Origin of the sequence: Kribbella sp. NPDC056951 (assembly GCF_042674205.1) — a bacterium.
Classification (GTDB): Bacteria; Actinomycetota; Actinomycetes; order Propionibacteriales; family Kribbellaceae; genus Kribbella; species Kribbella yunnanensis.
This window is the reverse complement of the sequence record NZ_JBHUQZ010000013.1, coordinates 103,122-121,797: the sequence shown is the minus strand read 5'-3', so window position 1 is coordinate 121,797 and position 18,676 is coordinate 103,122. Positions and strand designations below refer to the sequence as shown.

Sequence of the window (18,676 nt, the reverse complement as noted above, 5' to 3'; positions counted from 1 at the left end):
GGGGTCGTGTCTCGCGCCGACACGAAAGGGCAAAGGAGGTAGTACAACACTTCACAAATTGCATACAGGTCGGCGAGGATGCGCGAGGGATACATGCGTTTGAACTGACAAACGCAGTTCTGAAGAAGGAGCCGTGATGGGCATCTTGTCGGTACTCGACCGGGAGCACACGGTCGCGCCCCCGGGATACAGCCGCTGGCTGATCCCGCCGGCCGCGCTCGCCGTCCACCTGTGTATCGGTCAGGCGTACGCCACCAGCGTCTACAAGACGTCGCTGGTGAAGCATTTCGATGCCAGCCTGACCTCGGTCGGAGTCGTCTTCAGCATCGCGATCGTGATGCTCGGCCTGTCCGCCGCCATCGGCGGCACCTGGGTCGAGCGCAGCGGTCCGCGGAAGGCGATGTTCGTCTCGGCCTGTTTCTGGGCCACCGGATTCCTGGTCGGTGCCCTCGGCATCGGAACCGGCCAGCTCTGGCTGCTCTACCTCGGGTACGGCGTGATCGGCGGGATCGGACTGGGAATCGGCTACATCTCCCCGGTCTCGACGCTGATCAAGTGGTTCCCGGACCGACCGGGTCTGGCCACCGGCCTGGCCATCATGGGCTTCGGCGGTGGCGCGCTCGTCGCCAGCCCGCTGTCGCGCCAGTTGCTCAGCCTGTACGACTCGGGCTATGACCCGAACAACAGCAAGTCGCTCGCCGACGGCGGTGCCCTGGTGGCGCTGTTCCTGACGCTGGGTGTCGGCTACTTCGTCATCATGATGTTCGGTGTCTTCAACATCCGGGTCCCTGCTGACGGCTGGAAGCCGGACGGGTTCGACCCGTCGACTGTCAAGCAGAAGGCCCTGGTCACCACGGCGAGCGTCTCGGCCGCGAACGCGATCAAGACCCCGCAGTTCTGGTGCCTGTGGGTCGTGCTGCTCTGCAACGTGACCGCCGGCATCGGCATCCTCGAGCAGGCCAGCCCGATGATCCAGGACTTCTTCCGCGGCGCCGACGGCAAGTCGACGGTCGCCGTGGCGGCTGCAGCGGGCTTCGTCGGGCTGCTGTCGATCTTCAACATGGCCGGCCGGTTCATCTGGTCGAGTACGTCGGACATCATCGGCCGCAAGCCGATCTACGCCATGTACCTCGGTATCGGCATGATCGCCTACTTCCTGCTGGCGACCGTCGGCCACAACGGGACCGCGATCTTCGTCCTGTTCGCGGCCGTCATCCTGTCCTTCTACGGCGGCGGGTTCGCCACCGTCCCGGCGTACCTGCGGGATCTCTTCGGCACCTACCAGGTCGGCGCGATCCACGGCCGGCTGCTCACCGCGTGGTCGGTGGCCGGTGTCGCCGGTCCGCTCATCGTGAACGGCTTCCTCGACCGTGAGGGCAAACCGGGCACGTTGACCGCCGAGGCGTATCGACCGGCGCTGTTCACGATGGTCGGCGTACTGGCCATCGGCTTCGTCGCCAACCTGCTGATCCGGCCGGTCGCCGCGAGGTTCCACGAGAAGTCCACAACCAGCGTGGAGGCAGCGAAATGAACCAGACCCCGCGCTTGGTGATCTCCTGGCTGCTCGTCGCCGTCCTGCTCGGCTACGGCATCGTCCAGACCCTGATCACCGCAGCAAAGCTCTTCACTAGCTAGTACGTAGATGTGTGACGTCCCCGGCGGCGAGTGTTCGCTCACCGTCGGGGGTGTCCACGATCAGCCGACCGTCGTCGGCCAGGTCCCGGGCAGTGCCTTCCAGGAACGTCCCGTCCGGCAACTCGACCCGCACAGCTCGGCCCAGCGTCGCCGACAGTTCCCGGTACTCCGGTAGCAGCCCAGTGGGGTCGTCCAGCCAGCTGCGGTAGCGGGTCTCCAGTTCACGCAGTACTGCGGCTGCCACCGTGACCCGATCGGTCGTGGCTGCGTTCTCCAGCGCCAACGAGGTCGCCGCGGGATGCGGCTTCTCCGACTCGCGCAGCGTCACGTTGAGCCCCACACCGACAACGACTGCCGGACCGTCGATCCGCTCAAGCAGGATGCCGGCCAGCTTCCGGTCCTCGACCAGTACGTCGTTCGGCCACTTCACCTGCGCTGGAATCTCGGCCACTCGCCGCACTGCCGCAGCCACTGCCAACGGCACCAGCAAACCGAGCCACGGCCACCGCTCCGGGTCCACGGCAGTGGGGCGCAGCAGGGCTGACATCAACAGCGCAGAACGCGGTGGTGTCGTCCAGGTGCGCCCGAGCCGACCACGGCCGGCGGACTGGTACTCAGTGAGCACCACAAGGCCTTCAGCAGCGCCCTCAGCGGCAGCCTTAGCCACGTCTGCGTTGGTCGACGGTGTGTCGGCCAGTACGTCGATCTGCGTCCACAACGAGCCGGGGCGCACCAGCCGCCCACTCAGATAGCGTGCGTCGAGTGGCGGCCGTTCCAGGTCGTCGAACATCAGCCTGTGTTCTGCAGGCCGGCGGCGACACCAGAGACGGTCAGCAACAGCAGCCGTCGGGTGCGGACGATCTGCTCCTCGGTGAGCGTGTCATCGGTGCGCAGCGTCCGCAGTGCACGCAACTGCAGGTAGCTGAGCGCGTCGACGTACGGGTTGCGCAGCTCGACCGCGCGGCCCAGCACACGACGTCCGGCAAGCAGGCGCTCCTGGTTGAGCACCTTGAGCACCCACTCGGTGGTCAGCGCGTGCTCGTCGAGCATCAGCTGCGTCAGGTCGGCCCGGTCGCCCAGCTCCAGGTAGCGGCCGAGGATGCGGCGGTCTGTCTTCGCCAGCGACATCTCGGCGTTCTCCAGCATCACCTGGAAGAGCGGCCAGTTCTGGTTCGCGTCCTGCAGTACGGCGACGTCGTTGACCGCGGCCAGCGCGGAACCAAGGCCGTACCAGCCTGGTGCGTTCACGCGCGCCTGCGACCACGCGAACACCCATGGGATCGCCCGCAGGTCCTCGAGCGACGAGACCGCGACACCACGACGGGCCGGTCGCGAACCGAGTGGCAACTGCCCGAGCTCCTCCAGCGGAGTCACCCGGCCGAACCACTCTGCGAAGCCATCCGCCTTCACGAGCCGGTGGTACGCCGTACGTGCCGCCTCGTCGAGCGTCTTCTCCATCACCGCGAAGCGATCCGCAGCCACGGCCGCGCGCTCCTCGATGGCCGGAGTGGACGCCAGCAGCGTTGCCGCGGTGACCTGCTCGATGTGCCGCTGGGCGATCGGTGCGTTGCCATAGCGAGCCGGAATGGCCTCGCCCTGCTCAGTCAGCTTGAAGCGACCAGCCACGGAACCAGGGGCCTGGGCCAGCACCGCACGGTTCGCCGGACCGCCACCGCGGCCCAGTGCGCCACCACGGCCGTGGAACAGGGTCAGCCGGATCGCATTGCGCTGGGCCCACGCGGTGATGCGCGCCTGGGCGTCGTACAGGGCGAGGGTGGCCGACACCGGCCCGACGTCCTTGGCCGAGTCGGAGTAGCCGAGCATGACCTCGAAACGGCGGTCGTTCGCAGTGAGGCGGTGCCGGACCCGGGTGAGTTGGATGGCGTTGTCGAGGACCTCTACCGAGTTCTGCAGGTCCTCACCGGTCTCGAACAGCGGTACGACGTCCAGCTCGATCGGACGGCCGTCGAGCGCCGCATCGGCCAGCTCGTAGACAGCTGCCAGGTCACCGGCGTTCCGGGTGAACGAAACGACGTACCGGCGGCAGGCCTCGGGGCCGAAGCGCTGCTGGATCTGACCGATCACCCGCAGGGTCGCGAGGACCTCTTCGGTCTGGTCGGACAGCTCGCCGCCACCGAGCACCTCTTCGAGGGCCTTGGCGTGCACCGAGGAGTGCTGACGAACCTCTAGCTCGGCCAGGTGGAAGCCGAACGAGTTCACCTGCCAGATGAGCTGCTGCAGATCGCCGTATGCCTGTCGGGGCGCGCCAGCGGACACCAGCGAGTCCTGCAGCACCTTGAGCTCGTGCAGGAGGTCAGCGGCCCGCGGGTAGCCGAAGTCGGCGTCACGGGAGCGCGTAGCTGCCAGGCGGCGAGCCGCCAGCAGCAGGAGCTGCCGGTGCGGCTCGGAAGGCGACCTGGTCTCGATGTCCGCGATCAGCTCGGGGTTGACCGCCCGGGCGTCCTCGAGGATCCGCCGTACCGGTGCGGACGGCGGAGTGGTCGCGGCGTCCAGCGTCAGGGCGCGGCCGAGCTCGTCGGTCGCCCGCTCGAGCGCCCGGAGCACGTGGTCGGCCTGGATCTGCATGGCCTCGCGGGTGATCGCCGCGGTGACGTTCGGGTTGCCGTCGCGGTCGCCGCCGATCCACGAACCGAGGCGGACGAACGGCGCGACCACGGGCTGCCGCAGACCGGCGCCCTCACCGGCCAGCGCGTCATCGAGGCGCCGGTAGACATTGCCGACCACGTCGAAGAGCGTCTCCTCGAACACGGCCATCGCCGAGCGCACCTCGTCCAGCGGCGACGGGCGGCTCTCCCGCAGCTGCGCAGTCCGCCAGAGGATGTCGACCTGCTCGATCAGGCGGCGCCGGTTCTCGGCCAGCTCGCTGTCACCGGCCCGCGGGTCGTGGCGCTCCTCGAGCAGGGCTGAGATCCGCCGGATCGTCGCCAGTACGGCGCGCCGACGCGCCTCGGTCGGGTGCGCCGTCAGCACCGGGCGGAACTCCAGCCCGTTGAGCAATGCGCGCGCCTGCTGCTCACCGCTATCGCGGGAGATCTGCTCGACCGCCTGGGCCAGCTCCGAGGTGACCAGCGCGTTGTCGTCGCGGTCGCGCTCGCGCAGCACCCGGGCACGGTGCAGCTCCTCGCTCAGGTTCGTGAGGTGGAAGTAGCAGCTGAACGCGCGGGCGACGTCCTCAGCCCGCTCGTGCGGCCAGGAGGCGACCAACTGCTCGGCCGCTTCACCATCGCCGGCAATCGTGAGCTCGCGGAGCCGCTCGACATCGTTGAGCAACGGCTGACCGGCGTACTCGACGAGCACTTTGCCGAGGATCTCACCCAGCAGACGAACGTCGGCCCGCAGCTCTTCGGGCACCTCGAACCGCGCGCGGGTACGGGTCTCACTACCGGTCTCGGTCACGTTCGCCCACCCTAGCGAACGCACCCAGCTCACGCCCTGCCAAGTCCGCCAACTGGATGCCTATCGTGACCGTATTTCACGCTACTTGACAGTACGTCACTTAGACGTTGCCGAAACCGCCGCCGACGACCTTGGAGACGACCTTCGCGAGCTCGGCCGGGGTGCGGTCGGTGCCGTCGACAACGAGCATCCGGGCGGATGCTTCGGTCATCGAAGCGAGCAGCTCGGCGAGCACCGGCAGGTTGGCGTCCGGGTCGGTGACACCGGGCAGGGACTTCACCAGGGTCAGTCGCAGACCCTCGACCAGAAAGGCTCGGGCGGCCCGGACTCGATCGGCCACCACGGGAGCGGCGCCGTACTGGGCTCCGAAGACGATCCGCCAGGATTGCGGGTTCTCCGCGGCGGTGCTGAGGAAGGCGGTCAGGCCGTCGAGCACGTGTTCCTCGGGTGTGCCGACGGTCGGGTCGGCCGGTAGCGCGGCCACGATCGAGATGACCAGGTGCTGCTCCTCGCGGGCCAACAGCGCGAGCAGCAATTCATCGCGATTGGCGAAGGAGTCGTAGACCACCGGTTTGGTGACACCGGCCGCATCCGCGACCGACTGCATCGTCGTACCGGCGAAGCCTTTTTCGGAGAAGACTTCGAGCGCCGCATCCAGCAGCATCGGCCGTCGCCGCTCCGGCCCGAGATGCTTCGCCCGCCGGCGTCTGTCGGAGGGCTCGACCACTTGACAAAGCTAACAGATCAGGGGAAATTCCTACGGTCCGGTAGGAACTTCCACGGGGGTGGTCGATGACCGATCGAGGGAGTGCCGGCTGGCTGGATGCCGACGGGCTCGCGGACCTCGACGCGAGCGAGCTGGCCCGGCTGGTGGACCGGACATCGGAGCGGGAGCTTCGGCATCGACTCATCGGGGGAGTACGAGAGATCGCGTTGCGCGAGATCTTTCGGCGGATGCCGGAGTACCTCCGGCCTGCCCGCGCGGCCGGGTTCGACGCCGTCGTCGCCTGGCACATCACGGGGGCGGGCGGTCCAGAAGACTCCGACGCGTTCTGGATCCGGGTCAGCGACGGCCGCTGCGAACTCATCGCCGGCGCCGCCGACCCCGACATCTCCATCCGCACCGACCCCGCCACCCTGCTGCGCGTAGTCACCGGCAACGAAGACCCAGTCAACGCCGTACTCAAACAACGCCTCTCCGTCCGAGGCGACCTGGCCCTAGCCGCCCGCCTCACCAAAATCTTCGCCGTCGGCCCCGCCTGACCCGCGTTGCGGCCGATGTCACAGGCAGCGGGGCCTACTGACGCGTAGGCTGCGCTGTCATGGGAGAGACGGTGAACATCCACACCACCGCCGGCAAGATCGCGGACCTCGAGCAGCGGCTCGACGACGCGGTGCACGCCGGATCGGAGCGCGCGGTGGACAAGCAGCACGCCCGGGGCAAGAAGACCGCCCGGGAGCGGATCGCGCTGCTGCTCGACGAGGGGTCGTTCTCCGAGCTCGACGAGTTCGCCCGGCACCGCTCGACCAGCTTCGGGCTCGAGGCCAACCGCCCGTACGGCGACGGCGTGGTGACCGGCTACGGCACCATCGACGGCCGTCAGGTCTGCGTGTTCGCCCAGGACTTCACGGTCTTCGGCGGCAGCCTCGGCGAGGTCTTCGGCGAGAAGATCGTCAAGGTGATGGACCTGGCGATGAAGATCGGCTGCCCGCTGATCGGCATCAACGACTCCGGCGGTGCCCGGATCCAGGAAGGTGTGGTCAGCCTCGGCCTGTACGGCGAGATCTTCCGCCGCAACGTCCGGGCCTCCGGCGTGATCCCGCAGATCTCGCTGATCATGGGCCCGTGTGCGGGCGGCGCGGTCTACTCCCCCGCGGTCACCGACTTCACCGTGATGGTCGACGAGTCGTCGTACATGTTCATCACCGGCCCGGACGTGATCAAGACCGTCACCGGCGAGGACGTCTCCCAGGAGGAGCTCGGCGGCGCCCGGACGCACAACACCAAGTCCGGTAACGCGCACTACCTCGGCAGCGACGAGGAGGACGCGATCGAGTGGGTGAAGTCGCTCGTCGCCCACCTCCCGCAGAACAACCTCGAGGACCCGCCGGTCTACGACGCCCCGGCCGACCTCGAACCTTCCGACGTCGATCTCGCGCTCGACACGCTGATCCCGGACTCGCCGAACCAGCCGTACGACATGCACACCGTGATCGAGTCGGTCGTCGACGACGGCGACTTCCTCGAGGTGCAGTCGCTCTTCGCCCCGAACATCGTGGTCGGCTTCGGCCGCGTCGAGGGCCGCCCGGTCGGCGTCGTCGCGAACCAGCCGATGCAGTTCGCCGGCACCCTCGACATCGACGCCTCCGAGAAGGCCGCCCGCTTCGTCCGCACCTGCGACGCGTTCAACCTCCCAATCCTCACCTTCGTCGACGTCCCTGGCTTCCTCCCCGGCACCGACCAGGAGTGGAACGGCATCATCCGCCGCGGCGCCAAACTCATCTACGCCTACGCCGAGGCGACTGTCCCGATGATCACCGTCATCACCCGCAAGGCCTACGGCGGCGCGTACGACGTCATGGGTTCCAAGCACCTGGGTGCGGACATCAACCTCGCCTGGCCGACCGCCCAGATCGCCGTCATGGGCGCCCAGGGCGCCGTCAACATCCTCTACCGCCGCGAACTAGCCGGCGCCGAAGACCCCGAGGCCCGCCGCCAGGAACTCATCACCGAGTACGAAGACCAGCTCGCCAACCCGTACGTCGCCGCCGAACGCGGCTACATCGACGCGGTCGTCAAGCCGAGCGAGACCCGCGCCGAAATCGTCCGCGGCCTCCGCCTACTCCGCACCAAACGCGACACCCTGCCCCCCAAGAAGCACGGCAACATCCCGCTCTGATCGGAGACCCCCGATGAACCTGCAAATCCTGAAGGGCGACCCGACCCCCGAGGAACTAGCCGCCCTAGTAGCGGTCCTAGCCGCCCGCCCCACCACCGACGCGCCCGCCGAAACCGAGCGCGCCAGCAACTGGGCAACGTACTGGCGCAACAGCCGCACCCCATTCCACCCCGGCCCCGGCCAATGGCGAGCCAGCGCCCACCCGTAACAACCCGGCTCAGCCCTCCGCGCGGCGGGTTAGGTGCGGCGGAAGCGGATGAGGGGGTAGAGCGGGGCGTTGCCGTTCGGGCGGGTGGGGCCTGGGAAGGTGGTTGCGCCGTCTAGGACGAGGCCGTGGGTGGCGGCGTCCGCTACTAGGCGGGTCAGGGAGTCTTGGGCGCGGGTGGTGTTCGGTTCGCGGCCTTCGGCGTAGCGGGTGGCGTCGTTTTTCTCGGTGGTGGTGAGGAAGACGCCGCCGGGGCGGAGGATGCGGGCTACCTCGGCGAGGATCGGGGTGCTGTCGTCGAGTAGGTGCAGGAGCCAGATCGCGATGACTGCGTCGGTACGGCGGTCTGCGACCGGGAGGCGGGTTGCGTCGGCGGCGGCGATGTGGCCGGGGAGTCGAATCTTGGCGTGTTGCAGCATGGCCGTGGAGAGGTCGAAACCGTGCACGAGGTTGCCTAGCGCAACTAGCTCGGCGCCGACGATTCCGGTGCCGACGGCAAGTTCCAGCACCCGCTGTGAACCCGGCGGCAGCAATTCGGCGACTGCCCGTGCCGCGGCTTGGGCGCGCTCCACGCCACCGCGAGTTTCGTCGTACCGGGCGGCCTCGGACTCGTTGTAATCAAGGCGATTCTTCGGCGGTGCCCACAACGACGGCCAGGCGATGCCGACCTGGGCGAGCATGGTGCGAACGAGCGGCAACGAGAGGCCGACGACATTGTGATAGTCGCCCTCGATCCCGGTGACGAAGGGTCCGCCGATGCCGTCGACGGTGAATGAGCCGGCCACGACGAGCGGTTCGCCGGTGGCGACGTACGCGTCGATCTCGTCGTCGGTCAGGTCGGCGAAGTAGACGGTCGTCGACGCCAGTTCGCGCAGCTCCGTCTTCGACTCGGTGTCGAACAGGCAGTGCCCGGTGTGCAGTACGCCGGACTTCCCGCGCATCGCGCGAAGTCGCTCGCGCGCGACTTCCGGCGTACCGGGTTTGCCGTAGGCGACCCCGTCGATCTCCAGCACCGAGTCGCAACCGAGCACGGTCGCGTGATCGTCCAGCTCGGCGACCACGGCTCGCGCCTTCAGGGTCGCGAGCAGCCGGGCGAGCTCACCCGGGCTCTCCGCGGTGACGTTGTCCTCGTCGACCCCGGAGACGATCACCTCCGGCTCGACTCCAGCACTCCGCAAGGTCTGGAGTCGCGCCGGGGACTGCGACGCGAGGACGAATCTCACAGCTTGGCCAGGGCGCGGCGCAGCGGGTCGAGACCGATCGAGCCGAGGTTCAGCGCGTCGGAGTGGAACTGCCGCAGGTCGAACGTGGATCCCTTGCGCTGCTTGGCTTCCTCGCGCGCCTGCAGCCAGAACCGCTCACCCACCTTGTACGACGGCGCCTGTCCCGGCCACCCGAGGTACCGGTTCAGCTCGGCCTTCAGGAACTCGGTCTCGAGGCCACTGTGCGCCCGCAGGAACTCGAACCCGAGATCCGCATTCCAGGTCTCACCCGGCCGCCAGCCGAACGGATTGTCCCGCGGGACCTCCAGCTCGAGGTGCATGCCGATGTCAACGATCACCCGCGCGGCCCGGAAGCCCTGCGCGTCCAGCATGCCGAAGCGGGCACCCGGGTCCTCCAGGTAACCGAGCTCCTCCATCAGGCGCTCGGCGTACAGGGCCCAGCCCTCGCCGTGACCCGAAACCCAGCAGGCGATCCGCTGCCAGCGGTTCAGCAGGTCGGCGCGCAGCATCGTCTGCGCGCACTGCAGGTGATGCCCGGGCACGCCCTCGTGGTAGACCGTGGTGACCTCACGCCAGGTGGCGAAGTCCTCGACACCGTTCGGCACTGCCCACCACATGCGGCCCGGCCGCGTGGTCAGGTCCTCGCTCGGCGGGGTGTAGTAGATCGCCCCGTCCGAGGTCGGCGCGATCATGCACTCGAGCGTGCGGATCGACTCCGGTACGTCGAAGTGCTTGCCGGCCAACTCAGCAACGGCTTGGTCGGACAGCTCCTGCATCCAGTCGCGGAACGCTTCCTTACCGCGGATCTTGCGAGCCGGGTCGGCGTCTAGCAACGCGGCGGTCGCCTGGATGTTGCGGTCCCCGCCATTGAGATCGGCGGCGATCTTCTGCATCTCGCCCTCGACGCGAGCCAGCTCCTCCCAGCCCCACGCGTACGTCTCGTCGAGATCGACCGTCGCGCCAAGGAAGTTGCGGGAAGCAAGCTGGTAGACCTCGCGACCACAGGCGTCCCGCTCCGGCGCTCGCGGCGCCACCTCGGCGGTCAGCCAGGAGCCGAACTCCGCGAACGCCTTGCGCGCGGACTCGGCGGCCGCCGCCACGCTCGGCTTGATCGCAGTCTCCGGGGCCTGCCGCGCGAGCCCACCGAAGTAGTCGTCACCGGCCGGGTCGGTCCAGGTGGCGATCTTGCCGGCCAGGTCCCGCACCTGACGCAGCGCCGAGACTCTGCCCTGCGCAGCCTGGTCGAGCACCGTCTCGCGGTACCCGTCGAGCGCCGTACCGACGAGGTTGAGCCGGATCGCGATCCGCTCCCAGTCGTCGTCACTCGCGGTCGGCATCAGGTCGAAGACCTGCCGCAGGTTCGCCGGGGTCGACGAGATCGCGTTCAGCTGGTGATGCGGTACGCCGGCCTCGTACGTCTCCTGCTCGAGTCCGAGCCGCTCGACGAACGCGTCCTTGGCCACCTCTTCACGCGGAGTCGCCGGCTCGATCGCGGCAGCCTGCGCCAGCGTCCGCCGGGTCAGCTCCAGTACGGCGTCGTACCCGGCCGGGGTGTAGTCCGGCAACTCGTGGTCGTGGCCCTCGATCCCCATGAACGTCGCCTCGGTCGGATTCAGGGTGATGAATTCCTCGAGGTAGCTCTCGGAGAGCTTGTCGATCGGGCTGTCGGTCGCATCAGTCACACGCCCGACCCTACCTCGCACAGGGACTGCGATCCCGCCGTTTTCGCTCAGCCCGGATGGAGTTCTGGCGGAGCCACTTGCCGCCAGGAATCCAGCAGGATGTCGCGCAGCTCGTCCGCGTCCTCGAGCGCGGCCAGCCGGGCGCGAACCCAGTTCGACCCCGCTTCGTGCCGCGGGACCCAGAACTTGTCCGGCTCGGCGAGGATCAACTCGTCCCGCTCCAGTTGCGGGCACCGCACCGCGAACGACGTCTGATCGTCCGGCACGGTCACGAACATCCGCCCGGCCACGTCGAAGGTCGGATGCCCCCACCGCTGCTTCTCGCGAGTCTCCGGAAGGGACAGAGCGATACGGCGGACATCGTCGGCGTCGGGCACGGTAACACCCTCTCAAACGCTGGGGACACCTTCCGACCGGATCCGGCCACTGCTCTTCGACACCGACGAAAAGCGTTGTTAGCTGCGCGCAGAGCTCGCACTGTAAGCACTATCGAACAGTGAGGAGCATCGCGATGAAATCTCCCGGCCTTCTGACGGCTGTCGGCTGCGTGGCGCTGGGTCTGGTGGCCGCCCAGCAGACCCTGCCGGCCAGTGCCGCCGCCCCGGTCGTGTGGGTGGTGAACAACGCCGACCACGTCTTCTCGTCGTCCACGCGCCCCGCCGGCGCTCCAGCGACCGTCGAACTCGACGCCGCCCGCGGCGAAGCCGAAGGGGCGCAGATCCTGATCCGCCCGGACAGCAGGCTCACCGGTGTCCAACTGGGCGCGGCTCAGGCGCTCACCGGCCCCGGTGGCGCACAACTCCCCGCCGGCGCGATCACCGTACGGCGGCAGTACAACCATCCGCGGATCCTCGTCAAGGAGGGCGACGCGAACCTGCAGGACGGCCAGTTGCCGCCGGACGGCAGCCGCAACTACTACGACGCCCTGGTCGACAACTCCGCTGTCGAGGTCGCCGCGAACTACACACAGGCCTTCCATTACGGCGTCACGATCCCGGCCGGACAAGCGCCTGGCGTCTACACCGGCTCGATCGCAGTGCGGAACAGCGCCGGCGACATCACCGTGCCGGTCCGGCTCACCGTGCACAACGTGACAGTGCCGCCGGCGAACCAGTCGGCGTTCAAGATGAACAACTGGTTCACCTCGGTCGGCTGGGACTACACCGGCACCGAGCGCGCCATCCCCTTCCAGTACGACGACGCGGCGCCGTACTCGGCGAATTGGTGGCGGGTGATCGCCAGCTTTGCGCGGATGCAGGCCAAACAGCGCAACAACGTCGTGTACGCCGACTTCCAGGCGCTGCTGATCCGCGGTACCACGATCGATGCCAATGGCAACTACACCTTCGACTGGACGAATTTCGACCGGTTCGTGCAGCTGTTCGTGGACGCCGGTGCGATGCAGTACCTGTACACACCGACTCTGCTGGAATCCAGCCCCGATGCCGCGCACCCCAAGCTGGAGATGCTGAAGAACGTCGACGGCGTCACCACGAAGGTTCTGGTGGAGCCGAACACCAGCGAGAGCACGGCGTACCTGAAGAAGGTCTTCCCGGCCCTCAAGGCGCACCTCGACGCCAAGGGCTGGACCGACAAGTTCTACATGAGCGCGCTCGACGAGCCGACCCACCCGAACCAGGCGGTCGCCGCTCGGTGGCTGTACGAGGTGTACGACGACTACTTCCCCAAGCCCCTCACCAACGAGGCGCACGGCTACACGTTCCTCCCGGACGCGGCCGAGAACATCACCACGATGACGCCGTACACGGAGAACTACGAGGACCACGCCGGCTACTGGCAGAAGGCCCGCCGCGACGGCAAGGAGCTGTGGCTCTACACCTGCATCGTGCCGCAGCACCGGCACATGAACCGGCTGATCGGTGAGCCGCTGGCCAAGACCCGGCTGCTGCCGTGGCTGGTCTGGAAGATCGGCGGCCAGGGGTTCCTGCACTGGGGCTGGAACTACTGGCACCGCTCGACCGGCGACAACAACCGGCCGTACAACACCTTCGACGAGGACCAGACCGGCGACAACTACATCGTCCGGCCGAACAAGGCGGCGTACGACGTCTATGACAGCATCCGCGGTGAGGCGCAGCGCGACGGCCAGGAGGACTTCGAACTGCTGAGTCTGCTGGCCAAGACCAAGCCCCGGACCGCGCAGGCGATCGCGGAGTCCCTGATCACGGACTTCTCGGTGTACGACCGGGCCGGCGCCACCGTGACGAACCGGCACCAGCAGCTGCTGAAGGCGATCGCTTCGGCCGCACCGGACGACAGCGCAGTCACCCCGCTTGCTGACGACTTCTCAGCTGGGTCCGACAACTTCCGCTTCGGCGTGAACCGCGAGCCTGGGAAGCCGGCCGGTCAGTGGAGTGTCCAGAACGGCGAGCTCGTCCAGTCGTACGTCGGTGACTGGATCGTCGGGTCTGCTGCCGTGGAAGGCCGCCGGTACCGCGACGCGGTCGTCGACGCCGACGTCCGGATCACCGCGACCGGGGGCAACGAGGCGAACTGGGCCGGTCTCACCCTGCGCAGCATCAACGGAACTGACTACCAGACCGGGTACCTGGCCGCGATCCGCAACAACGGCGAGCTGTTCCTCTATCGAGGGGACAAGGAGCTGGCCAAGATCGCTGTTCCTGGCTACCAGGCGGGTCAGTGGACGCACCTGCGACTGATTGCCGAGGGCACCAAGATCAGGGTGTACGCCGGGAACTCGCCGGCCGCGTTGATCACCATCACCGACGATTCGTACGCCGAGGGTTCGGTCGGCCTGGTCACCGGTGGAACCGCGGCCCGGTTCGACAACCTCCGGATCAACCCGGGGACCAATCCGGCCGCTGGCGGAACTGTGACTGCGAGCAGTTCATACGAGAGCGACGGTTGGAGCAAGGCCGCACTGGCCGACGGCAATCGCGGATCGTCCTCGGTGAGCAACGGCTGGAGCAGTGACGCCAATGTGTCGGTGAACCACACCGAGACCGTCACAGTTGATCTCGGGAAGGCAGTGCCGGCCGGTCGAGTCGATCTGTTCCCGCGGACCGACACGGCCGCCGGGTTCCCGGTCGACTACACCGTCGAGATCTCCACGGACGGCTCGGCGTGGACCAAGGTCGCGGACCGTACTGGGGCGGCGCAGGCTCCCCAGTCGGCCGACTTCGCCGCTCAGCAGGTGCGCTATGTCCGCGTCACCGGGACGAACCTCCGCAAGGATCCCTTCGGCGCCTACCGGATGCAGCTGGCTGAAGTAGAGGTTGCTGGCGGCAACTACGCCGCGGGTCGCCCGGTCACGGCCACGACCTCATCGGAGTACCTCGACAACGGCTGGCGGCGGAGCGCGCTCACCGACGGCATCACCACCTCCAACCTCGGCTACTCGATGGGCTGGAGCAGCGAGGTCGGCCCGGCCGACGGCACGGCGTCAGCCACCGTCGACCTGGGTGGCGCCACCCGGATCAGCCAGGTGACTCTCGCACCGCGGACCGACCTGAAGGCCGGGTTCCCGATCGACTACGCGATCCAGGTCTCGCCGGACGGCACCACCTGGACGACAGTCGCGAGCCGGACCGCCCAACCACAACCGCTCGAGCCCGTCGAGCTGACGTTCACCAGCACGACAGCCCGCTACGTGCGGGTGGCCGGGACCAAACTCGATCCCGGCCCGTCCAACGAGTACCGCATGCAGCTGGCTGAACTAACGGTCCGCTGACCGACGACGGCCTGGGAGAAGCAGGGAGAGCGCCGCACCGACAGCCACGACTGCGGCGCCGACCCACACTGCGGGCACCAGGCCGTCGACGTACCGATCGGGGGTCTCGTACGAACCGGCCGAAGCAAAGACCGAGGCCAGTACGGCGACGCCCATCGCCACGCCGATCTCGCGGATGGTCGCGTTCGTGCCGGACGCGACACCGCGGTCGATCTCGGCCATCCCGTTCATCACCACACTCGCCGACGGGGCGAACGTGAGCCCCATACCGATCCCGGCCAGCACGAACGGGACGACGTACTCGCCGTAGGTGACGTCGACCGTGGTGACGGCCGCCATCCAGCCCAGCGCCACGGCCAGGAATACCTGACCGCTTCCGATCAGGACCCGCGACCCGACCCGGTCGACGATCAGCCCGGCGATCGGCGCGACCACCATCGGCACCATCGTCCACGGCATCGTGCGGACACCGGACTCCAGCGGGCTGTAGCCCTGCACAACCTGGAAGAACTGCGCGAGCAGGAAGACCGACCCGAAAGCGCCGAGTGAGAAGGTGAACGACACTGCGTTCACGACGCCGAACGAGCGCACCCGGTAGAGCCGCATCGGCAGCATCGGCGCGGGGGTCCGCCGTTCCCAAGCCACGAAGGCGACGAGGAGCAGCAGTCCGGCGATCAGCGAGCCCAGCACGCCACCGGACGTCCAGCCGTCGTCGGCTCCGTTCACCACACCCCACACGACGGACAGCACGCCCACGCTCGCCAGCAGCAGTCCGAGCAGGTCCAGCCGCTGCTTGGCTCCCCACGACTCGGGCAGCACCCGGGCGACCAATACGACGGCAGCGACGCCGATCGGCACGTTCAGCCAGAAGATCCACTGCCAGTTGAGGCCCTCGACCACGGCCCCACCGACGACCGGGCCGAGCGCGACCCCGAGCCCAGAGATGCCACCCCAGATCCCGATCGCCGCACTCCGCAGCCGGTCGGGCACCGCACCGGCGAGCAGGGTCAGCGCCAACGGCATCACCGCGGCACCGCCCACGCCCTGGACCGCGCGGGCCGTGATCAGCATCCACGGCTCGGTCGCGAACGCACAGGCGGCCGAGGCCAGCGTGAACAGCGCGATGCCGGCCAGGAACATCCGGCGCCGGCCGATCCGGTCGCCGAGCGCGGCCGCGGTCAGCAGGAGCGCGGCGAACGCCAGCGTGTAGGCGTTGATGAACCACTGCAGGTCGGACAGCGAGGCGCCGAGCTCGGTCTTGATCACCGGCAGCGCGTTCGTCACGACCAGGTTGTCCAGCGTGACCATGAAGGTCGGGATTCCGACAGCGGCCAGGACCGCGCCCATCCCACGACTGCGGCCCGGCCCCGCGGCGACCGGTACCTGCTCATCGAGAGCGGTCGACGTCATCGTTCAACTCCTAGTTGTAATCCACTGATAACAAGCTCGATCACCAAAGTATGCATCGACTGATAACTTGTCAACCCGGTCCATTGGGCGGTTGAGTTCCGCCTGGCGGGAATTTGTTCCTGCTGTTCTGGTAAGCGCTTGCCAAGGTGGTCGCTTGATCGCATGATGGCCACCTGATTCCGCCATCAGGCAGTTCTGATTCCGCCAAGAGATAGGTGCTCGATGACGAACCTCTTAAGTCGACGCAGCGTGCTCGGAGCCGGAGGAGCAGCGGTCGGAGCGGCCGCCCTCGGTTCCCTGGGTATCGGTCAGGCCGGCGCGTCGCCCACCGGCCGGCTTTGGCAGTCCGAGCGGGTCCGGTACGACTCGAAGTACCGGCTGGTCTACACCGCCGACGACGAGGGCAACCGGATCCCCGACTTCAGCCACGCGGGCTACCGGAACGGCGACAGTCCGATTCCGCACGTCCGCACGGTCAAGACCGTGCAGCCGATCGAGGGCGACAACACCGCACACCTGCAGGCCGCGATCGACGAGGTCGGCCTCCGCACCCCGGACCGCAACGGCTTCCGGGGCGCGCTACTACTCGCTCCCGGCATCTACCCGGTCGCCGGAACACTGCGCGTGAACCGCTCCGGCGTCGTACTGCGTGGCTCCGGCGACGGGGCGGATCCGGCCAAGAACACCGTGATCCAGGCGACCGGCAACACCCCGGTATCGCGCGATGTCGTCGTACTGGGTGGGTCGGTCAGCACCGGCTGGCGCGGTGAGGTCGCCGGAACGCGGACCGACATCACCAGCGACTGGGTGCAGGTCGGATCGCGGTCGTTCGACGTCGCCGATGCGAGCGGGTTGAAGCGTGGCGACAACATCGTGCTGATCCACCCGTGCACCGAAGCTTGGCTCGCCTCCGTCGACCACGGCGGTACGGCGAAGGACGCCGGCTGGACAGTCGACAGCCAGCCGATCACCTACAACCGCTTCATCCGCTCGATCCGCGGCAACACCGTGACGGTCGACGTACCGATCTTCGAGCACCTGCGACGCGCCCGCTCGCAGTCCTACCTGTATGTCTGGGATCGCGCCGGCCTGGTGACCGGCGTCGGCGTGGAGAGCCTGCGGATCGACATCCAGTTCGCGGGTGACCCGGATGTCGACGAGGCGCATGCCTGGGTCGGCGTGAAGGTCCGGCAAGTCGAGGATGCGTGGGTGCGGGACAGCACCTTCCTGCACTTCGCGAAGGCCGGCGTCGAGACGACCGAGGCGACACGGGTGACGGTACGAAACTGCCGGGCGCTCGATCCGGCGTCGGTGATCACCGGTGGACTGCGCTACAACTTCAACTGCGAGTCGTTCTCACAGCAGGTGCTGTTCGTGGACTGCTATGCCAGCAAGGCCCGGCACGCGTTCATCTCGAACGGCGCGAGCAGCGCCTCAGGCATCGTCTTCCTCCGCGGTACGTCGGAGGGCGCGCTCGCCTCGAGTGAGGGCCACCGGCGGTGGAGCCAGGGCCTGCTCTGGGACAACCACCGCGAGGTCGCGCCGAAGGTCGATCTCACCCTCGGCATCTACAACCGCGGCGACTACGGCACCGGCCACGGCTGGGCGACCTCCCACTCGGTCGGCTGGAACTGCGACACCGGCACGACCAAACTCGTCGTACAGAAGCCGCCGACCGCCCAGAACTACGCGATCGGCTGCCACGGCGTCATCACCGGCGACGGCCCCTTCACCCAACCCGCCGGCTACATCGAGGGCGCGAACCGCACCGGGTTGGTCCCGCCGTCGCTGTACCAGGCGCAGTACCTCGATCGGCACCGCTGACCCACGTTGTATGCATTGACTGATAACATCACTGGTGGGGTGATCGCTCACTGATTGACGGAGGACCGGATGACGAGAGTACGGCTGACCGCCGCCGAGCGCGGCGAGGAGGTGCTGCGGGCCGCCGTGGTGGCCTTCGCCACCTCGGGCTACCAAGGCACCAAGACCGACGAGATCGCCCGCCTGGCCGGCGTCTCCCAGCCGTACGTCATCCGGCTCTTCGGCACCAAACAGCAACTCTTCCTGGCCTCGGTCCGCTGGGTCTGCGCCCGCGTCGAACAAGTCTTCCGCGACGCCGCCGCCGATTCCCCCGACCTCGCCAGCCTCGCGCGCGGCTACGAAAAAATGTCCGAGGAACGCGAACTCCTCCTGGTCCTCCTCCAAGGCTTCTCCGCCAGCGCCGACCCCGACATCGGCGACTGCGTCCGCGAAGGCTTCGGCAGCATCTACCACCTCATCCGCGACCTCACCGGCGCCACTCCCCTGGAAGCCCGAGAGTTCCTCAGCACCGGCATGCTCCTCACCGTCATGTCCGCCATGCAGGTCCTGGGCCCCAACCCCCACCCCGCCCCCTGGGCCGACGAAATCACCACCACCTTCACCATCAACCCCAACTAGCCCGACGCAGGCTCGGCCGGCGACGTACGTGGATGGTTGCTCACCGCTCC

General features: G+C 68.0%; 14 protein-coding genes. 7 read left to right on the top strand and 7 right to left on the bottom strand.

All coding sequences use genetic code 11. The features are described 5' to 3' along the window. The first annotated feature begins 136 nt into the window (after nt 1–136). A complete protein-coding gene (locus ACFTSF_RS34790) occupies nt 137–1,531 on the top strand; it encodes an OFA family MFS transporter (RefSeq protein WP_380159026.1) in 1,395 nt (464 codons plus the stop codon). 96 nt (nt 1,532–1,627) lie between these two features. On the opposite strand, the gene ACFTSF_RS34785 is transcribed toward ACFTSF_RS34790, so the two are convergent. From ACFTSF_RS34785 to ACFTSF_RS34775, 3 genes are all read right to left on the bottom strand, one after another. Continuing rightward, the gene (locus tag ACFTSF_RS34785; protein WP_380159024.1) at nt 1,628–2,425 is read right to left on the bottom strand and encodes a biotin--[acetyl-CoA-carboxylase] ligase; all 798 of its coding nucleotides are present in this window, start codon (nt 2,423–2,425) and stop codon (nt 1,628–1,630) included. Further along, nucleotides 2,425–5,052 (bottom strand): phosphoenolpyruvate carboxylase, encoded by a 2,628-nt coding sequence (locus tag ACFTSF_RS34780; protein ID WP_344157188.1) that lies wholly within the window; start codon nt 5,050–5,052, stop codon nt 2,425–2,427. The genes ACFTSF_RS34785 and ACFTSF_RS34780 overlap by 1 nt, the downstream gene beginning before the upstream one ends. Before the next feature lie 100 nt (nt 5,053–5,152). Beyond that, nucleotides 5,153–5,779, bottom strand: coding sequence for a TetR/AcrR family transcriptional regulator (locus ACFTSF_RS34775; protein WP_344157185.1), 627 nt, complete (start codon nt 5,777–5,779; stop codon nt 5,153–5,155). A 65-nt stretch (nt 5,780–5,844) separates the two neighbouring features. Between ACFTSF_RS34775 and ACFTSF_RS34770 the strand changes: the two genes are divergently transcribed. Genes ACFTSF_RS34770 through ACFTSF_RS34760 form a run of 3 tightly spaced genes read left to right on the top strand, consistent with a single transcriptional unit; the run spans nt 5,845 to nt 8,160 of the window. Then, nucleotides 5,845–6,315, top strand: a complete 471-nt coding sequence (locus ACFTSF_RS34770; RefSeq protein ID WP_380159022.1) for an SCP2 sterol-binding domain-containing protein — start codon at nt 5,845–5,847, stop codon at nt 6,313–6,315. Between the two features lie 59 nt (nt 6,316–6,374). Continuing rightward, complete coding sequence (locus tag ACFTSF_RS34765; RefSeq protein ID WP_380159020.1) at nt 6,375–7,952, top strand: acyl-CoA carboxylase subunit beta; 1,578 nt, start codon at nt 6,375–6,377, stop codon at nt 7,950–7,952. A gap of 13 nt (nt 7,953–7,965) precedes the next feature. Beyond that, entirely contained in the window at nt 7,966–8,160 is a 195-nt protein-coding gene (locus ACFTSF_RS34760; RefSeq protein WP_380159018.1) for an acyl-CoA carboxylase subunit epsilon, read from the top strand. A 29-nt stretch (nt 8,161–8,189) separates the two neighbouring features. Here the strand turns inward: ACFTSF_RS34760 and ACFTSF_RS34755 are convergent, their stop codons facing one another. From ACFTSF_RS34755 to ACFTSF_RS34745, 3 genes are read right to left on the bottom strand one after another with little or no spacing between them, the layout of a single operon-like run. Beyond that, entirely contained in the window at nt 8,190–9,380 is a 1,191-nt protein-coding gene (locus ACFTSF_RS34755; RefSeq protein WP_380159016.1) for a Maf family nucleotide pyrophosphatase, read from the bottom strand. Further along, a complete protein-coding gene (locus ACFTSF_RS34750) occupies nt 9,377–11,062 on the bottom strand; it encodes a DUF885 domain-containing protein (protein ID WP_380159014.1) in 1,686 nt (561 codons plus the stop codon). Before ACFTSF_RS34750 ends, ACFTSF_RS34755 begins: the two co-directional genes overlap by 4 nt. Before the next feature lie 47 nt (nt 11,063–11,109). Then, nucleotides 11,110–11,439 carry an MmcQ/YjbR family DNA-binding protein gene (locus ACFTSF_RS34745; RefSeq protein WP_344157163.1) on the bottom strand — a complete coding sequence of 110 codons (330 nt, stop codon included), beginning with the start codon at nt 11,437–11,439 and terminating at the stop codon, nt 11,110–11,112. A gap of 134 nt (nt 11,440–11,573) precedes the next feature. On the opposite strand from ACFTSF_RS34745, the gene ACFTSF_RS34740 reads away from it, so the two are divergent. Further along, nucleotides 11,574–14,774 carry a discoidin domain-containing protein gene (locus ACFTSF_RS34740; protein WP_380159012.1) on the top strand — a complete coding sequence of 1,067 codons (3,201 nt, stop codon included), beginning with the start codon at nt 11,574–11,576 and terminating at the stop codon, nt 14,772–14,774. Here the strand turns inward: ACFTSF_RS34740 and ACFTSF_RS34735 are convergent. Beyond that, complete coding sequence (locus tag ACFTSF_RS34735) at nt 14,760–16,184, bottom strand: MFS transporter (RefSeq protein WP_380159011.1); 1,425 nt, start codon at nt 16,182–16,184, stop codon at nt 14,760–14,762. The two genes, ACFTSF_RS34740 and ACFTSF_RS34735, sit on opposite strands and share 15 nt — an antisense overlap. A 222-nt stretch (nt 16,185–16,406) precedes the next feature. Here ACFTSF_RS34735 and ACFTSF_RS34730 point away from each other — a divergent pair, with 222 nt between their 5' ends. Both ACFTSF_RS34730 and ACFTSF_RS34725 read left to right on the top strand, forming a co-directional pair. Next, nucleotides 16,407–18,008, top strand: a complete 1,602-nt coding sequence (locus ACFTSF_RS34730; protein ID WP_380159009.1) for a hypothetical protein — start codon at nt 16,407–16,409, stop codon at nt 18,006–18,008. Nucleotides 18,009–18,077: 69 nt separating this feature from the next. Further along, a complete protein-coding gene (locus ACFTSF_RS34725) occupies nt 18,078–18,626 on the top strand; it encodes a TetR/AcrR family transcriptional regulator (RefSeq protein ID WP_380159007.1) in 549 nt (182 codons plus the stop codon). Nucleotides 18,627–18,676 lie beyond the last annotated feature (50 nt).